Here is a 15935-nt window from a genome sequence, read left to right as displayed (position 1 = left end):
CTATTTGCTGATTTTTCAGTTCGTCGCGTTATAGGCGGTAATTGCCGCCATATTGACGATGTCGGAATCCTTCGCGCCGATGGTGACGATTTGTGCTGGCTTGTCGAGACCGACGAGCAACGGACCTATGACGGTCGCGCCACCCAGTTCCTGCAACATGTCGGCGGCAATCGAGGCCGAATGATTGTCTGGTGTGACGATCACATTGGCCGGGCCCGACAGGCGGATGAACGGATATTGTTCCATCAGCTTCGGGTTCAGCGCTACATCGGCACTCATTTCGCCGTCGAATTCGAAATCGACATGACGCGTTGCCAGGATGCGGACAGCTTCCTGAATGCGTGCGGAACGCTCACCGCCCATATGACCGAAAGTCGAGAAGGCGGTCAGCGCGACACGCGGTACATAGCCCATGCGGCGCGCCATGCCCGCAGCTTCAACTGCAATATCGGCCAGTTCGGCTGCGGTCGGCATTTCATGAACTGCGGTATCGGCGATGAACACTGTCCGTCCGCGGCAAAGTGCGATGGAAACGCCGACCATGCGATGGCCGGGCTTGGAATCGATCACACGGCGCACGTCGTCCAGACCTGTCGCATAATTGCGGGTCACGCCCGTCACCATGCCATCGGCATCGCCGAGCGCCACCATGCAGGCCGCAAAATGATTGCGATCATTGTTGATGAGGCGGTGACAATCGCGCGTCAGATAGCCCTTGCGCTGCAGTTTCTCGTAGAGATAGTCGGCATAGGCTGAATTGCGGCTCGACAGGCGCGCATTGATGATTTCGATGCCAGGACGGTCAAGATCGAGGCCGGCGGCCTTGGCCGTATCCCTCACCCGTTCCTCGCGGCCAACCAGAATGGCGGTGCCGAGATCCTGATTGACGTAGGAAACGGCGGCGCGCATCACCTGTTCTTCTTCGCCTTCAGCAAAGACGATGCGCTTCGGCTGACGACGGACACGTTCATAGATGCCGCGCAAGGTGGAAGCGATTGGGTCGCGACGCGCCGACAATTCGCGCTTGTAGCCTTCAATGTCGGCAATGGCGCGTCCGGCAACGCCGGTTTCCATCGCGGCCTTGGCGACGGCAGCCGAGACGGACGCAAGCAGGCGTGGATCGAACGGCACCGGAATGATATAGCTCGGGCCGAAGCGCGGACGGCTGCCCTGATAGGCGGCGACCACATCGTCCGGCACGTCCTCACGAGCAAGCTCGGCCAGCGCGTTGACGGCGGCAATTTTCATCGCGTCGTTGATGGTTGTCGCGCGCACATCAAGCGCACCGCGGAAGATATACGGGAAGCCAAGGACGTTGTTGACTTGGTTCGGATAGTCCGAGCGACCGGTGGCAACGATGGCGTCGTCACGGATGCGCGCCACTTCTTCAGGCGTGACTTCCGGGTCGGGATTGGCCATCGCGAAGATGATCGGGTTCGGTGCCATGGAACGAACCATGTCTTCGGTGAACGCGCCTTTGGCCGAAAGGCCGAACACGACATCCGCGCCGTTCATGGCGTCTGCGAGGGATCGCTTGTCGGTCTTCACGGCATGTGCGGATTTCCACTGGTTCATGCCTTCTTCACGACCCTGATAAACGACGCCCTTGGTGTCGCACAGGATGACGTTTTCCGAAGCAAACCCCATCGCTTTGATGAGTTCGATACAGGCAATACCCGCCGAACCTGCGCCATTGCAGACGAGCTTCGTCGTCTTCATGTCGCGACCGGTCAGATGCAGCGCATTGATGAGGCCGGCAGCGGCAATGATGGCCGTTCCGTGCTGGTCGTCGTGGAAAACCGGAATGTCCATCAATTCGCGCAGGCGCTGCTCGATGATGAAGCAGTCGGGTGCCTTGATATCTTCCAGATTGATGCCGCCGAACGACGGTCCGAGATAGCGTACCGCGTTGATGAAAGCGTCGATGTCAGTCGTATCGACTTCAAGATCGATGGAGTCGACGTCGGCAAAGCGCTTGAACAGCACGGCCTTGCCTTCCATCACCGGCTTGGAGGCGAGCGCGCCCAGATTGCCAAGGCCGAGAATGGCGGTACCATTCGAGATGACAGCGACCAGATTGCCTTTGGCCGTATAGTCATAGGCGCGGGCGGCGTCTTCGGCGATTGCCTTTACCGGCACGGCGACGCCTGGAGAATAGGCGAGCGACAGATCGCGCTGCGTGGTCATGGGCTTGGTGGGGTTGATCTCCAGCTTGCCCGGGCGGCCCTGCGCGTGAAAGTCTAGCGCTTCCTTCTCACTGGCTGTGGGTGCGCGTTCTGATGTGTTGCCCTTCGGCGTCGAGGCTGGCATGTTCCCTCCGGTTTCATCTGCGGGAGAACCTCGATAGCGCCAGTCAAGCATCGTGTAAACAGTGCTTCGAGGAATAGATATTCATCCAAAAACGATGGAATACGAAATTTTATAACTTTAGCCTCCTCGGCTAAGCAATAAATGAAGGTTTTTAAATGGAAACGACGGCTAACGAAAACACCTCGGAAGCGGAAGACAATACCGCCGAGGCAGCGCCCGTTCGCCTGACGCCCATGATGGAACAATATATCGAGATCAAGGCGGCGAATGTCGATTCGCTGCTCTTCTACCGCATGGGTGATTTCTACGAGCTGTTCTTCGATGACGCAGTGGAGGCCTCTGCGGCACTGGGCATCACGCTCACCAAGCGCGGCAAGCATCTGGGCGAGGATATTCCCATGTGCGGTGTGCCGTTCCATGCCGCCGACGACTATCTGCAGAAGCTGATCGCCAAGGGTTATCGCGTTGCTGTCTGCGAACAGGTGGAAGACCCTTCAGAGGCGAAGAAGCGCGGCTCCAAATCGGTGGTGAAGCGCGATGTGATCCGTCTCGTCACACCGGGCACACTGACCGAAGAAAAGCTGCTGGACCCGGCGGAGGCCAATTTCCTGATGGCGATGGGGCGTACGCGCGGCGACGGTGCGCTGGCGCTCGCCTGGATTGATATTTCAACCGGAACCTTCCGCGTGGCGGAAACCACGCCAGACCGGCTTTTCGCCGATGTGATGCGGGTAGACCCGCGTGAACTGGTCGTGGCCGACAGCGCGTTTCACGATGAGGAGCTGCGCCCGGTCTTCGATCTGGTTGGCAAGGCGGTGACGCCGCAACCGGCGACCCTCTTCGACAGTGCGGCTGCGGAGGCGCGCATCCAGCGCTATTTCAACGTTGCGACATTGGATGGCTTCGGCCAGTTCAGCCGTCCCGAACTCTCGGCCATTTCCGGGGCAATCGCCTATATCGAAAAAACACAGATTTCAGAGCGCCCGCCCTTGATGCGGCCTGAACGCGAACATGAGGGTGGTACGCTTTTTATCGACCCGGCGACACGCGCCAGTCTGGAACTGGCCCGCACCATGTCGGGCAATCGTGATGGCAGTTTGCTGAAGGCCGTGGACCGTACTGTCACTGGAGGCGGGGCGCGGCTTTTGGCGGAACGGTTGACCGCGCCGCTGACCGACCCCAAGGCAATCGCGCTGCGGCTCGATTCCGTTTCCTGGTTCCTGAGCGAGCAGTCGCTTTGCGAAGCCATGCGCGCGGAACTGAAAGGCGTGCCGGATATGCCGCGCGGACTCTCACGCCTTGCCGTCGGACGCGGCGGGCCGCGCGATCTGGGCAGTCTGGCACGAGGCTTCGAGGCTGCGCATATCATTGCGAACCTGCTGGAAAGCGCCCTTTTACCGGACGAACTGGCGCATGCCCGCGATGCTGTCAGCGCCATGCCTGCCATCTTTACAGTTCATCTCGACCGGGCCTTGGCTGATGAACTGCCGCTCCTGAAACGCGATGGCGGTTTCGTGCGCGCAGGCTATAATTCCGAGCTCGATGAAATGCGTGCCTTGCGTGACCAGTCGCGCCGGGTGATCGCCGGTCTACAGGCCAATTATATTGAAGAGACCGGTATCAAATCGCTGAAGATCAAGCATAACAATGTGCTTGGCTATTTTATCGAGGTGACGGCCAACAATGCCGGGGCGATGACGGATACGGATGAAGCCAAGGGCCGCTTCATCCATCGCCAGACGATGGCCAATGCCATGCGCTTTACCACGACCGAACTGGCGGAACTTGAAAGCAAGATCGCCAATGCTGCTGACCGCGCATTGTCGATTGAGCTTGCCGTGTTCGAGGAACTGACGGCGGAGGCCGTCTCCCACGCCGATAGTATCCGCGCGGCCGCATCGGCGCTTGCGGTTTTCGACGTCTCGGCATCGCTTGCCGTACTGGCGGAAGAGCAGGGTTATTGCCGTCCGCAGGTCGATGACAGTCTGTCCTTCAACATTGTTGCCGGTCGCCATCCGGTTGTCGAGCAGGCCCTGCGACGCCAGGCAGCCAATCCGTTTGTCGCGAATGATTGCGATCTCTCGCCGCAAATGGACGGCGGAAACGGTGCGATCTGGCTTTTGACCGGTCCGAATATGGGCGGTAAGTCGACCTTCCTGCGTCAGAATGCGCTGATTGCGATCATGGCGCAGATGGGGTCCTTCGTGCCTGCCGGTTCTGCGCAGATCGGTGTCGTGGACCGGCTGTTCAGCCGCGTCGGTGCTTCCGACGATCTGGCGCGCGGGCGCTCGACTTTCATGGTCGAAATGGTGGAAACGGCGGCGATCCTCAATCAGGCGGGTGAGCGTTCACTGGTGATCCTCGATGAGATCGGACGCGGTACAGCTACTTTCGACGGACTGTCCATTGCCTGGGCGGCGGTCGAATATCTGCATGAGAAGAACCGTTGCCGGGCGTTGTTTGCCACGCATTTTCATGAAATGACGGCGCTTTCGGAAAAGCTCGCGCGGCTTTCCAACGTCACCATGCGGGTCAAGGAATGGGACAACGATGTCGTCTTCCTGCATGAAGTGGCCAAGGGTGCTGCCGACCGTTCCTATGGTGTGCAGGTGGCGCGATTGGCCGGGTTGCCTGAAGCGGTTGTCAATCGTGCGCGCGATGTGCTGCACCAACTCGAAGCGGGCGAAACCTCCGGCAAGGCGGACAAGCTGATCGACGATCTGCCGCTGTTCTCGGTCGTCTTGCAGCAGGAAAAACCGAAACCGCAGGTTCAGGCAAAAGACAGCGAACTGGCGAAGGCCGTCTCGGGTGTCAATCCTGATGAACTGACGCCACGAGAAGCGCTGGACTTGATCTATAAGCTGAAGGAACTGGCCGGAAAGGCGTGAGCTGAGCCTCAGAAGCAAAAAGGCGAAGCAGATGCTTCGCCTTTTTTAATTACACAAAGCGGTTTGCTTCCGCACCGTAATAGGTGATGTAGCGGCTGGAAATGCGCTCGATTGGCAAGATGATGAACACATCGGTCGTGCCGAATGCCTCGTCGATCACTGCGCCGTCCCCGATCATCGCACCAAGGCGCAAATATCCCTTCACCAAAGGCGGCATTGAGAATAAGGCAACCTTGTTGTTGATGGCTTCCTTCGGCATCAGGTCCATGGCCTGATAGCGAGTGGGTAGGGCACGAACGTCCCAGTCATCAGTGGCGCGGCAGTTGTGATGAAGGAATGACAGGCCAAGCGCATGCGCTGCAGGCACAGCGCCGTGGAACGAAGCGCAGCCGAACATCACATCGATGGAATGGCGGCGGCAATAGGCCCAGGCGCCTTGCCACAAAAGCTCGACAGTGCGCTTGGAACGGTATTCCGCCTTCACACACGAGCGACCCAGTTCAAGCAGACGAAGGTTCGGTCGCGAAAGCGCCAGACGCTGCACATCATATTCGTCGGCAGAGTAGAAGCCGAGCGCCTTTTCCGCCTGATCGCTGCGCATCAGACGATAGGTGCCGACAATCTGCTGGTGCTCCGGCACGGGCAGGGCGGTATCATAGACGAGAAGGTGATCGCAAATAGCGTCGAAGCGGTCAGCATCACGAAGCTCCACAGCTTCAATGCTTTCCCGGCGCGCGCCCATTTCGTCGAAGAAGACACGGAAACGCAGTTCCTGCGCGGCCTCGATAGCTTCGCGTGAGTTTGCAAGCCGTACTTCCAACGATCCGATGCGCCCCAGAACGATGGGGTCGCCGTTGGACGCGAACAGCGCCTGTTGTGCTTCTAAGCCTGACATGACCGTATCATCAATGATTTGCTGGTCCATTCCAAGCAGTACTGTCATGATGATGGCTCCTGATTTGTCTATTCACGTATTCCTGAACGGCTTTCCCACTGATATTTCAGCAAGAGCTAACCAATTCCAATCCTCGTTCAGTCGATTGCGTGGACAGGGTGTCCAGTTCGACCGAAGCAGTACAGATTCAGTGCTACGCGACGATGACAGAAGCGTGTCACCAATGTGTCAATTCGGATGACTGGACCTTATCCTCTTCAAAAAGCTTTTAATTTTAAGAGATCAAATTATGCGAAAGGCAGAAACTGTTCAACCCGGTGGGCTAGCGGGCAGCCCGTTCGCGCCGCCAGCCAAGGAATTCCTCCAGAATTATGAGGCCGGCGCCGATGGTGATGAACGTGTCGGCGAGGTTGAAAACCGCGAATGACCAGGTCGGCAGGTGGAACAGAATATAGTCCACGACGTAACCGTGCATCACGCGGTCGATAAGATTGCCGATGGCACCGCCGACGACAAGTGCAAAGCCGTAGCGTGCGAAGATGCGGTCCGGCGCATTGGTCCACCACAGATAAAGCACGAACGCAATGACCGCAGCGGTGATCGCGACCAGTCCCCAGTCGTGCAGCCAGGCGAGCATCGAGAAGGCAATGCCTTCATTGTGCGTGCGGAACAACGCAAGAAACGGCAGCAGGTCAATCTGCTGGCCGTAGCCCATCCTTGTTTCCACCAGATGCTTGACGCCTTGATCGATCAACACTGTGAGAATGACGACGAAAAGTGAGGACCAGACCGCGTGCCGCTTCATCCGGAAGTCCTTTCATCAAGCGTGAGTGCGTCGCGACGGATTTCGTAGAGCATGACGCCGGTGGCAATTGCGAGATTGAGAGAATCTGCGCGACCTGCCTGCGGAATGCGGGCAAGCTTGTCGCAGGCATTGGCAAGGCTGTCCGGCAGGCCCTGCTGTTCATTACCCATCATCAGCACAACCGGCTTGTTGGCATAGGGAATGGTGCGATAGTCGACTGCACCTTTCAGATGGGTGCCGACGACAAGGCCGGAAAAGCCTTTGCGCCAGTTGAGGAAATCGGCTTCCGTTACCTTGTAGAGCGGCATGGAAAAGACGGAGCCCATCGTTGCGCGTACGGTTTCCAACGAATAGGGATCGGTGGTATCGCCGATTAGGATGACGCCCTTTGCGCCGACCGCATCTGCCGTGCGTACGACTGTACCGAGATTGCCGGGATCGCGCACGCGGTCGAGCGCGATGTAGACGTCGTTGTTCTTGGGCTTGAGATTTGCTAGCAGGCGATACTGCTGCTCGAAAACGCCCACCACCACCTGCGGATTGTCGCGGCGGGTGATGGCAGCCATGATCTTTTCGGTCACTTCCAGCACAAGTCCGCCCTTGGCAAAGGTGCGGGCGGCGACCTGTTCCACCATTTTGTTGCCCTTGCCGGATTTGGCAAAAACCAGCGTCTTGATGCGCCAGTCCTGTTCCAGCGCGTCGATGACAAGTTTCAGCCCTTCGGCCAGAAACACACCCTGCTGGTCGCGGAATTTTTTCAGCGCCAGCGAGCGAAGGTCTTTCACGATAGGATTAGCGAGGCTGGTGACCTCCTTTACCTGGCCTACCTTCGAATATTCGGCACGAGAGCCGCTTTTGGAAAAATCGTCGTCACGGCTCATTTTGCTACCCAGCGGCTGAACATGGATGTGGAAAGCGCCCGCCCGCCAGAATGATCTTTCGAACGTTCGCGCAGAATAAGTTCGCCCGATTCGACCGTGCCGCCAAGGCCGGTGAAACGGTCGCGCATCAGCTCGTGAATGGCGAAGAAAGAGGCGCGGATCGAATAGGCCGTCAGGATGACAGCCAGCGGCTTCGGCGTCAGGATGGACCGGCATGTATCGACCATTGCTGGCAGATGCTCGAACAATTGCCAGACCTCGCCGCTCGGGCCGCGCCCATAGGCAGGCGGATCAAGCAGGATGATGTCATAGAAACTGCCGCGGCGTTCTTCGCGCGCCACGAATTTCATCGCGTCTTCGCAGATCCAGCGGATCGGCTTATCGGACAGCCCGGCCATTTCCTGATTTTCACGCGCCCAGATGATGGCTTTCTTGGATGCGTCGACATGGGTCACTTCCGCGCCCGCACGTGCCGCCACCAGCGAAGCGACACCGGTGTAGCCGAAAAGATTGAGCACCTTCACGTTACGTCCGGATTTGATCCCTTCCCGGATAAGCCCATCCATATACGACCAGTGCGCGGCCTGTTCGGGGAACACGCCGACATGGCGGAACGAGGTGAACCGGCCATGAAAGGAAATGCCGTCATGCTGCATGGGCCATGTTTCACCGAGCGGCACTTTCGGAAACGCCCAGCGTCCCAAGCCTTCTTCGTCGGTATTGCCGGTAAAAATGGCGTCGGCCTGATCCCACTCCTTTTGCGGCAGGTTCGGCAGCCAGATTGCCTGACCTTCCGGGCGGACGATCCGATAAGGACCGTATTGCTCAAGCTTCAATCCATTGCCGCTATCGAGAAGCGCGTAATCGGCGGATGGTTCGGTTTCGAGGATGACGGGCAATTTCTCGCCCGGGCGAGGGCCGGCATAGGGCTTGATTTCGCGCAGCGCGGCGACGGGTCGTTCTCGCTCTTCGGTTGTCGGCTTGGGCGCGGCCTTGGCGAATTGTGGGCGCGGCTTTTTGAAAACCGTGCCTTTAGCCTCAAGCTTGCCTTCAAATTTGCGTTCTGGGCGTGGCGCATCGTTTCTTGCGCGCTCGAAGCTGCGCTCGTGCTTGCCGCCCGACGTTTTTTTGCCTTTTCCTCTTGGCGTCTTCACCCGAAACTCCAATCATCATGATTGGGGTCTAGGTAGGATAAACAAGGCCGGTGGGGAAGGGGAAAACGACGTTCAATCGCGCACAAAAGGCTTTTCAAGGCTTGAAAACCCGGAAGTTTTGCTTCCGGGTTTGAGAATAAAGGGCGTTTCAGGAGTTCACGACCGATACATTGCGTTTTTCGGCGGCTGTGCTGCGTTCAAGCAGACGCGCGGCTTCCTGCTTGTACATGCGCTCCTTGCGGCGATGCTTGCCCTGCGTGAGCCAGGTCACCAGGGAACCGATGACAACACCAAGAAGAAGTGCACCAAACAGCCATAGGAACAGTGGTGCATTATAGGACAGAGCGGGATTGCCCGGATTGAATGGATCGATCGTGAATTGCACCGATGCGCGATTGGCAACCGACAACGCAATCAGAACCACTGCAAGCGGCACGAGAACGATGATGGCGATGATGCGTTTTGCCGCCATGATGTCTATCAGACTGCGCCGTTGAGACGGTCGCGCAGCTCCTTGCCGGTCTTGAAGAACGGAACCCACTTTTCTTCCACGTCCACCGTTTCGCCGGTGCGGGGATTGCGGCCACTGCGTGCAGGGCGGTTTTTCACCGAAAAGGCACCGAAGCCGCGCAGTTCTACGCGATTGCCGTCGGCAAGGGCGTTTGTGATCTCGTCGAATACCGCGCCCACGATGTTTTCGACATCGCGCTGAAAGAGATGCGGATTACGGCTGGCGATAATCTGAACGAGTTCCGATTTGATCACGGCTTTAAACCCCTGTTGTTCTGTTTGCTTCATCCGGTATCTGCCGGATATTGTGTAAGTTTGCCCGGTTGGCGTCAATTCGCTTCAGGCGTACCGTCAACGTGCCAAACCGAGAGAAGTCCGTCAAGAAAGATGCGTTCCTTGGCAATCTCCTTCAACATGCCATCGGCCTCCTGCGGCAAGCCGAGAAGGCGCGCACCGGCGTGAATGATAAGATCACGCAATGAGAAACCCGTGTCACTGCTGACCGGTTTCCATTCCAGGCGTGGCAAATCTTTGGAGAGCCCCTTGCTTGCAAGCCAGGCAACGGCCTCTTCTTCACCACCCAATCCGTCGATCAATTTATTATCCAAAGCCTGTCGTCCGGTAAAAACAGCACCATTGGCCAGTGCCAGCGCCTGTTCATGCGTAAACGAACGGCGCTTTTCGACAATATCCACGAACCAGGCATAAGAATCCATGATCATGTTGCGGATCATACCTTTGGCCTCTTCGCTGGCCGGACTGAAATAATTGGGCTCTGCCTTGAGCGGCGAAGATTTGATGGTCTCGACCTTCACGCCGATCGTGTCGAGCAGCTTCGAGACATCGGGATATTGAAACAGAACCCCGATTGAGCCCACGATAGATGTTTGTCGCGCCACGATATGGTCGGATGCGCTGGCAATCATGTAACCTGCAGAGGCGGCAAGCGTTCCCACCTGGGTGACGACCGGCTTTTTCTTGGCAATCTTGCGCACGGCTTCAAAAATCGCTTCGCCGCCTACCGTCGTTCCTCCGGGCGAATCGAGAACCAGAATCACACCCTTGACGGCATCGTCCTTGGCGATCTTGTCGAGACGCTTCAGCAATTCCTCGTTCTCGAAGATGGTGCCCTCGATACGAACCTTGGCGATATGCGGCTGATTGAAATTGGTGCCGCGCATGAACCATGAAGCGAAGACGGCAATCAGGGCTGCAATCAGAAACAGGAAGGCTGCACGCCAGATCGTCAGCTTCCTGCGCAGTTTCCGACGTTCAATGATTGCTTCGGCGTCTTGAGCCATTCCTGTCCATCCATTCGTTCAACCAGCGCAGCTTGGCCCGGCACTTCACCTTTTGCCTCGAATGAAGGCTAGCGGCAAGTATCTTTGGCGTCGCCATCTAGTGAGAGATAGTGCATGAAATATATATTGTAATGAGTAGTTCGCGATTCTGGTTGCATCATTTGATACGCAGTTCGAGCGCGCCAAGTCTGTATTACGTTGAGCTGTAATTGGACCGGGCTTTGTGGTATCAAAGAGTTGATTAGCATTCTACCTAAATTCGGTGGAGTGTAAATTGGGCTGAATAATCAAAGGCATAAGCCGTTCCTGCTGCCTGTTTGCGAGGCGGGTGCGGTGTTTTGTGCGGTATAAAGCTATTGAGCTACAGGCTATTTCACCCCAAATAAACCGTATTGAAATGAAACGGCGCGATAGGGATGCGCTGATTATTGAATTCTATGAAAGCCGTTGAGGAAACGAACGAAACATGACTGCCGACACCACACATAGCCATGCGCCGCAGAACGCGACCGCTTCCGGTCGCGGCACGGGTGGTATGCGCTTTGGTGCCTCGGAGAAAGCCGATTCGCTCTTCCATGCTGCACAGCGCCATTCGGTCCGTGTTCGTGTTTTGAAGACAGCTCTTCCGGTCGCCGCGATTATCGTGGGAGCCGTTTTCTCGTGGTACACGTTTCTTGCAACGCCGAACACGCCCATAAAGGTGGAAGTGAATAACGGCGGTGAAAGCGGCAAGCTTGTCATGACGAGCCCGCACCTTAATGGATACACCAAGGACAATCGTCCCTATTCGATGACCGCTTCCAAGGCGACGCAGGATGCGAAGAACAGCGGCGCGATTTCGCTTGAAGGTATCTCAGCCGAGCTGCCGGTCGGTGAAAAGGGCACTGCTAAGGTCGAGGCAACGTCGGGTGTTTACGACAATGCCAACGGACGTTTGCAACTTGATAAGGACTTTACTGTTACGACGGATGACGGTTTACGTGCAGTGCTGCGTTCTGCGGACGTAAACCTCAAGAGTGGGCAGATCACGACCGACAAGCCCGTCGATATCCGCAGCGGCAGCACGCATATTCTGGCCGACAGCATGCAGGTCAAGGACAACGGCAAAGTTCTGATTTTCGAGAACAAGGTTCGAATGACCGTTGACGGCAGCGTTGTTTCGCCCAACAAGGCTCCCTGAAAAGGGTCTTTGATTTGAGAATAGGGGAAGCGTTCGAGCCGATTTATATCTGTGCGGACGCTTGAGCGCATTCTGAATCCGGTTTTCGGATCGAAATGTGCTCGAAAACAAATTGTTAGAGCGTGATTTTGATGCAATCAGAATGCTACACGCTCTAAGCTGCTTTTTTGATCGCATTTTGCGATGCCAAATGTTCCCATTTGGTCGCAAAGTGCTTAAAGTTGCGTCTGACCGCATATCGGCCCAGGGATGGCCGAATGCTTCGGGGAGCTGAAATATATGAAACGCGAGACGGGCAAGATGAACAAGGGTACGATGGCCCGCACTTTGCGGATGGGATTTGCGGTTCTGGCGCTCGGCCTAGCCGCGGCTCCGACAGCCTCTCTGGCTCAGGAAGGCGCAGCCGTAAACGGTCTGAAGCTTTCCAACAGCAAGGCGCCCGTCAAGATTGACGCTGACAAGTTGGAAATGCGCGACAAGGAAGGCATTGCCATATTCACCGGCAATGTTGCCGTTTCGCAGGGCGACGCCCTGCTGAAGGCAGGTCAAATGACGGTCTACTACAACAAGGCCAAGAAAGACGGAGAGGCACAAGCCCCGGAACCGGCAAGTGCTGGTGTGGGTGGCCTCGATTCATCGAGCATTGATCACATCGACATCTCGGGGAAAGTTTATCTCAAGTCCGGTACGCAGGTCGCAACCGGTGATACCGGCCGTTACGACGCGAAAAACCAGGTGATGGTTCTTCAGGGGCAGAAAGTGGTCCTGACCGATGGCGACAATATTGTGACCGGCTGCAAGCTGACGGCGCATCTCGATACAGGCCGCGCCAATGTCGAAAGCTGCAAGGGGCAGACCAAGGGTCGCGTATCGATCATCATGGCCCCGAAAGATCAACAGCAGGGCGGCGCCGCGCCCAAGCAGAACTGACCGGAGCAGGCGTGGGATTGTTCTGGAACAAGAAGGCCGACGGGCCGCAAACCGCATCGCAAACTATGAACGCACCATCCGATGTTGCAGGGGGCATGCCCGATCAACCGGGTAAATCAACACGTCTCAAGGGCACGCTGGTAGCACGCGGTCTTTGCAAGAGCTATCGCGGTCGGCAGGTCGTCAATGGCGTATCGTTCGGTGTGCGCGCCGGCGAGGCGGTCGGCATTCTGGGCCCCAATGGCGCAGGCAAGACGACGTGCTTCTATATGGTGACCGGTCTCGTTCCGGCCGACGCCGGTTCCATCGAGATCGACGGTTTCGACGTCACGTCGATGCCGATGTATCGTCGTTCTCGTCTCGGTATCGGCTATCTGCCGCAGGAAGCGTCCATTTTTCGCGGCCTTTCGGTTGAGAACAACATCAAGGCCGTGCTGGAAGTGGTGGAGAAGGATCGTTCCAAGCGTGCCTCCGAGCTGGATGCGCTGCTGGAAGAGTTCCATATTGCCCATCTGCGCAAGGCACCAGCCATTTCTCTTTCCGGTGGTGAACGCCGTCGCCTCGAAATTGCGCGTGCGCTTGCCTCGCGTCCGAACTTCATGCTGCTTGATGAACCCTTTGCTGGTGTCGACCCGATTGCCGTTTCGGATATCCAGCAGCTCGTTCGCCATCTGACGAGCCGTGGCATCGGCGTTCTGATTACCGACCATAATGTGCGTGAAACGCTCGGCCTTATCGATCGCGCCTACATTATTCACGCCGGTCAGGTGCTGACGCATGGCCGTCCCGCTGAAATCGTTGCCAATCCCGACGTGCGCAGACTCTATCTCGGCGACCAATTCACACTTTGATATCCAGGCATTTTCAGATTGTCAGATATTTTCTGGAAATGCCTTCTTGCTGCCGGTTCAGCCCTGCAATGTTTTGTACAAAGTTGCAGAACGCGCCGTTTAGGCGCGACTTTTTTCCCTTTCAGGCCAAATTCCGCACATTCTGAATTGACAAGCAAGGTTCATACCAGTTTTCATTGAAGTGAACTTTCAGCTTGAAATGGCTGTAAGCGGGACGGCTTATTCTTCTGCGTCGGCTCGGGGCTGATGTTGATGTAATGCCGTTGGAAGTTGAATGAGGCTGTCAAAAGGTAGCTTGGTGTTGACCATGTGCTCCGCAGTTATTGGCAGGGATTAACTGGGGGATAATAACGCGTCGCATGGCTCTGTCGCCCAAGCTCGATTTCCGTCAATCCCAATCGCTGGTGATGACACCCCAGCTAATGCAGTCGATCAAGCTGCTGCAGATGACGCATGTCGAGCTGGAACAGTTTCTCGACGTTGAAATCGAGAAAAATCCGCTGCTGGATCGAATTGAGGCAGCAAATGATGATTTTGCGGGCGTTGATCCTGCACGAGACAGTACCGACACCGACGGGGATGAAGCCGCGTCGGACGATCTATCGGATAGCGACTGGTTCAAAACGGATGTTTCGGATGACGCCGAGGATCTCTCATCCACTTTCGATAGCTCGCTGGAAAACATCTTTCCAGATGATCCGGGGCGCTTTGACGAGATCGGTCCCGATCTTGCGGCTCAATGGAAATCGTCGGTCGGCGACGGATATGTTTCAGGCAGCGGTTACGACATTGATCAGGTTACAGCCAGCCGGGTCTCGCTGAACGAACATGTGACAGAACAGATTTCGCTGTCTTTTCCCAGAGCAGCGGAACGGTTTATTGCGTCAGCGCTTGCTGACGCGCTGGATGAGAGCGGCTATCTGCGTATCGATATAGTTGCACTGGCCCAGAACCTGGGTGTGGAAACGGTTGAGATCGAGCGTATTCTTGGAGTAATGCAAACCTTTGATCCACCTGGACTTTTTGCCCGTGACTTGCGAGAATGCCTGGCAATACAGTTACGTCTCAAGGATAGGTTCGATCCGGCCATGGAAGCGTTGATCGACCATCTCGATCTTCTGGCGCGACGAGACTTCGCGACGCTCAAGAAGCTGTGTGGTGTCGATCAAGCCGACATTCTTGATATGCTGACTGAAATCCGCATGCTCGACCCCAAGCCTGGTACATTGTTTGAGATATCCGTGGCCGATGCCATTGTGCCGGATGCGCTCGTGACACCGTCGCGCGACGGTGGCTGGGCTATTGAGCTGAATGCAGCAGCAATGCCGCGCCTCATCGTCAACAACGAATATTATGCCGAGGTGAGTACCTCGGTAAAAGCTGAGGAAAAGGCGTTTCTCTCGGACTGCATGCAGACTGCGAACTGGCTCGTACGCAGCCTCGACCAGCGTGCGCGCACTATCCTCAAGGTCACACAGGAAATCGTCCGACAGCAGGACGGGTTTCTGCGCCATGGGGTGACTCATTTAAAGCCTCTTAATCTGCGCACAGTCGCGGATGCGGTCGGCATGCATGAATCGACAATCAGCCGTGTGACCGCGAACAAGTTCATGGCCACGCCACGGGGCGTGTTTGAATTGCGCTATTTCTTCACTGCGTCGATCGCCTCTTCCGAGGGCGGCGACGCCCATTCGTCGGAAAGCGTGCGCCATCGTATCCGCCAGATGATCGACGCCGAAAAGCCGGACGATGTACTTTCCGATGATGCCATTGTGGATGCCTTGAAGAAGGACGGTGTGGATATCGCGCGAAGAACGGTCGCAAAATATCGGGAATCGATGAATATTGCTTCATCAGTTCAGCGCAGGCGTGAAAAGAAGGCAAGACTGTCGGCCTCTTGATTGCTTAGAGCGCCGTGCGTCCTATGGGACGCACAAAGGACGCTCTAATCTATTGAATCTACGCATCGTGCTTTCCGAAAATCGATTCCGATTTTCGGGCCGATGCGGTAGCCAGGGCAACTCCACCGATTGCGCTGCGAAGGGGTTGTTTTAAATTACAGATTGTACCTCTGGAGCTTCATTCGCGTATTCGAATACGGAGAGATGCTCTAAAATTTTGGATCTGCAACACTGCTCTTTCAGAAAAATTCGATCTCGATTTGTGGAAAGAGCGGCATTGCAAGACGATCAACTGGCAGGAGGACCAATTGACAAGCGCCAATTCACCC

The 15935-nt window shown here is 56.4% G+C and carries 12 protein-coding genes and 1 pseudogene; 5 read left to right on the top strand and 8 right to left on the bottom strand.

All coding sequences use genetic code 11. From position 1 onward, the window contains the following. Window positions 1–15: 15 nt before the first annotated feature. A complete protein-coding gene (locus tag FIB18_RS08790) occupies window positions 16–2310 on the bottom strand; it encodes an NADP-dependent malic enzyme (protein WP_140020328.1) in 2295 nt (764 codons plus the stop codon). A 155-nt stretch (window positions 2311–2465) separates the two neighbouring features. Between FIB18_RS08790 and mutS the strand changes: the two genes are divergently transcribed. Continuing rightward, complete coding sequence (mutS, locus tag FIB18_RS08785; RefSeq protein ID WP_140020327.1) at window positions 2466–5198, top strand: DNA mismatch repair protein MutS; 2733 nt, start codon at window positions 2466–2468, stop codon at window positions 5196–5198. A gap of 49 nt (window positions 5199–5247) precedes the next feature. On the opposite strand, the gene FIB18_RS08780 is transcribed toward mutS, so the two are convergent. From FIB18_RS08780 to sppA, 7 genes are all read right to left on the bottom strand, one after another. Then, the gene (locus FIB18_RS08780) at window positions 5248–6141 is read right to left on the bottom strand and encodes a GNAT family N-acetyltransferase (protein ID WP_174977400.1); all 894 of its coding nucleotides are present in this window, start codon (window positions 6139–6141) and stop codon (window positions 5248–5250) included. A gap of 274 nt (window positions 6142–6415) precedes the next feature. Continuing rightward, window positions 6416–6898: a signal peptidase II gene (gene lspA / locus FIB18_RS08775; protein WP_140020326.1), complete on the bottom strand. Its 483-nt coding sequence runs from the start codon at window positions 6896–6898 to the stop codon at window positions 6416–6418. Beyond that, complete coding sequence (locus FIB18_RS08770) at window positions 6895–7779, bottom strand: TrmH family RNA methyltransferase (RefSeq protein ID WP_140020325.1); 885 nt, start codon at window positions 7777–7779, stop codon at window positions 6895–6897. The genes lspA and FIB18_RS08770 overlap by 4 nt, the downstream gene beginning before the upstream one ends. After that, entirely contained in the window at window positions 7776–8933 is a 1158-nt protein-coding gene (locus FIB18_RS08765) for a class I SAM-dependent rRNA methyltransferase (protein WP_140020324.1), read from the bottom strand. The genes FIB18_RS08770 and FIB18_RS08765 overlap by 4 nt, the downstream gene beginning before the upstream one ends. Window positions 8934–9081: 148 nt before the next feature. Further along, a complete protein-coding gene (locus tag FIB18_RS08760) occupies window positions 9082–9405 on the bottom strand; it encodes a lipopolysaccharide assembly protein LapA domain-containing protein (protein WP_140020323.1) in 324 nt (107 codons plus the stop codon). Window positions 9406–9413: 8 nt separating this feature from the next. Next, complete coding sequence (locus tag FIB18_RS08755) at window positions 9414–9698, bottom strand: integration host factor subunit beta (RefSeq protein ID WP_061344837.1); 285 nt, start codon at window positions 9696–9698, stop codon at window positions 9414–9416. Between the two features lie 74 nt (window positions 9699–9772). Beyond that, entirely contained in the window at window positions 9773–10744 is a 972-nt protein-coding gene (gene sppA / locus FIB18_RS08750; RefSeq protein ID WP_140020322.1) for a signal peptide peptidase SppA, read from the bottom strand. A 466-nt stretch (window positions 10745–11210) separates the two neighbouring features. On the opposite strand from sppA, the gene lptC reads away from it, so the two are divergent. From lptC to rpoN, 4 genes and pseudogenes are all read left to right on the top strand, one after another. After that, complete coding sequence (gene lptC / locus FIB18_RS08745) at window positions 11211–11924, top strand: LPS export ABC transporter periplasmic protein LptC (RefSeq protein ID WP_140020321.1); 714 nt, start codon at window positions 11211–11213, stop codon at window positions 11922–11924. Between the two features lie 279 nt (window positions 11925–12203). Further along, window positions 12204–12854 (top strand): LptA/OstA family protein, encoded by a 651-nt coding sequence (locus tag FIB18_RS08740; RefSeq protein WP_140020320.1) that lies wholly within the window; start codon window positions 12204–12206, stop codon window positions 12852–12854. Window positions 12855–12967: 113 nt separating this feature from the next. Further along, window positions 12968–13705: pseudogene (gene lptB / locus FIB18_RS08735) on the top strand (LPS export ABC transporter ATP-binding protein); the annotation flags it as partial. Between the two features lie 359 nt (window positions 13706–14064). Further along, a complete protein-coding gene (rpoN, locus tag FIB18_RS08730) occupies window positions 14065–15606 on the top strand; it encodes an RNA polymerase factor sigma-54 (RefSeq protein ID WP_140020318.1) in 1542 nt (513 codons plus the stop codon). Window positions 15607–15935 lie beyond the last annotated feature (329 nt).

It is taken from the genome of Brucella pecoris (assembly GCF_006376675.1).
Taxonomy (GTDB): Bacteria; Pseudomonadota; Alphaproteobacteria; order Rhizobiales; family Rhizobiaceae; genus Brucella; species Brucella pecoris.
This window is presented reverse-complemented; position numbering and strand designations above follow the sequence as displayed.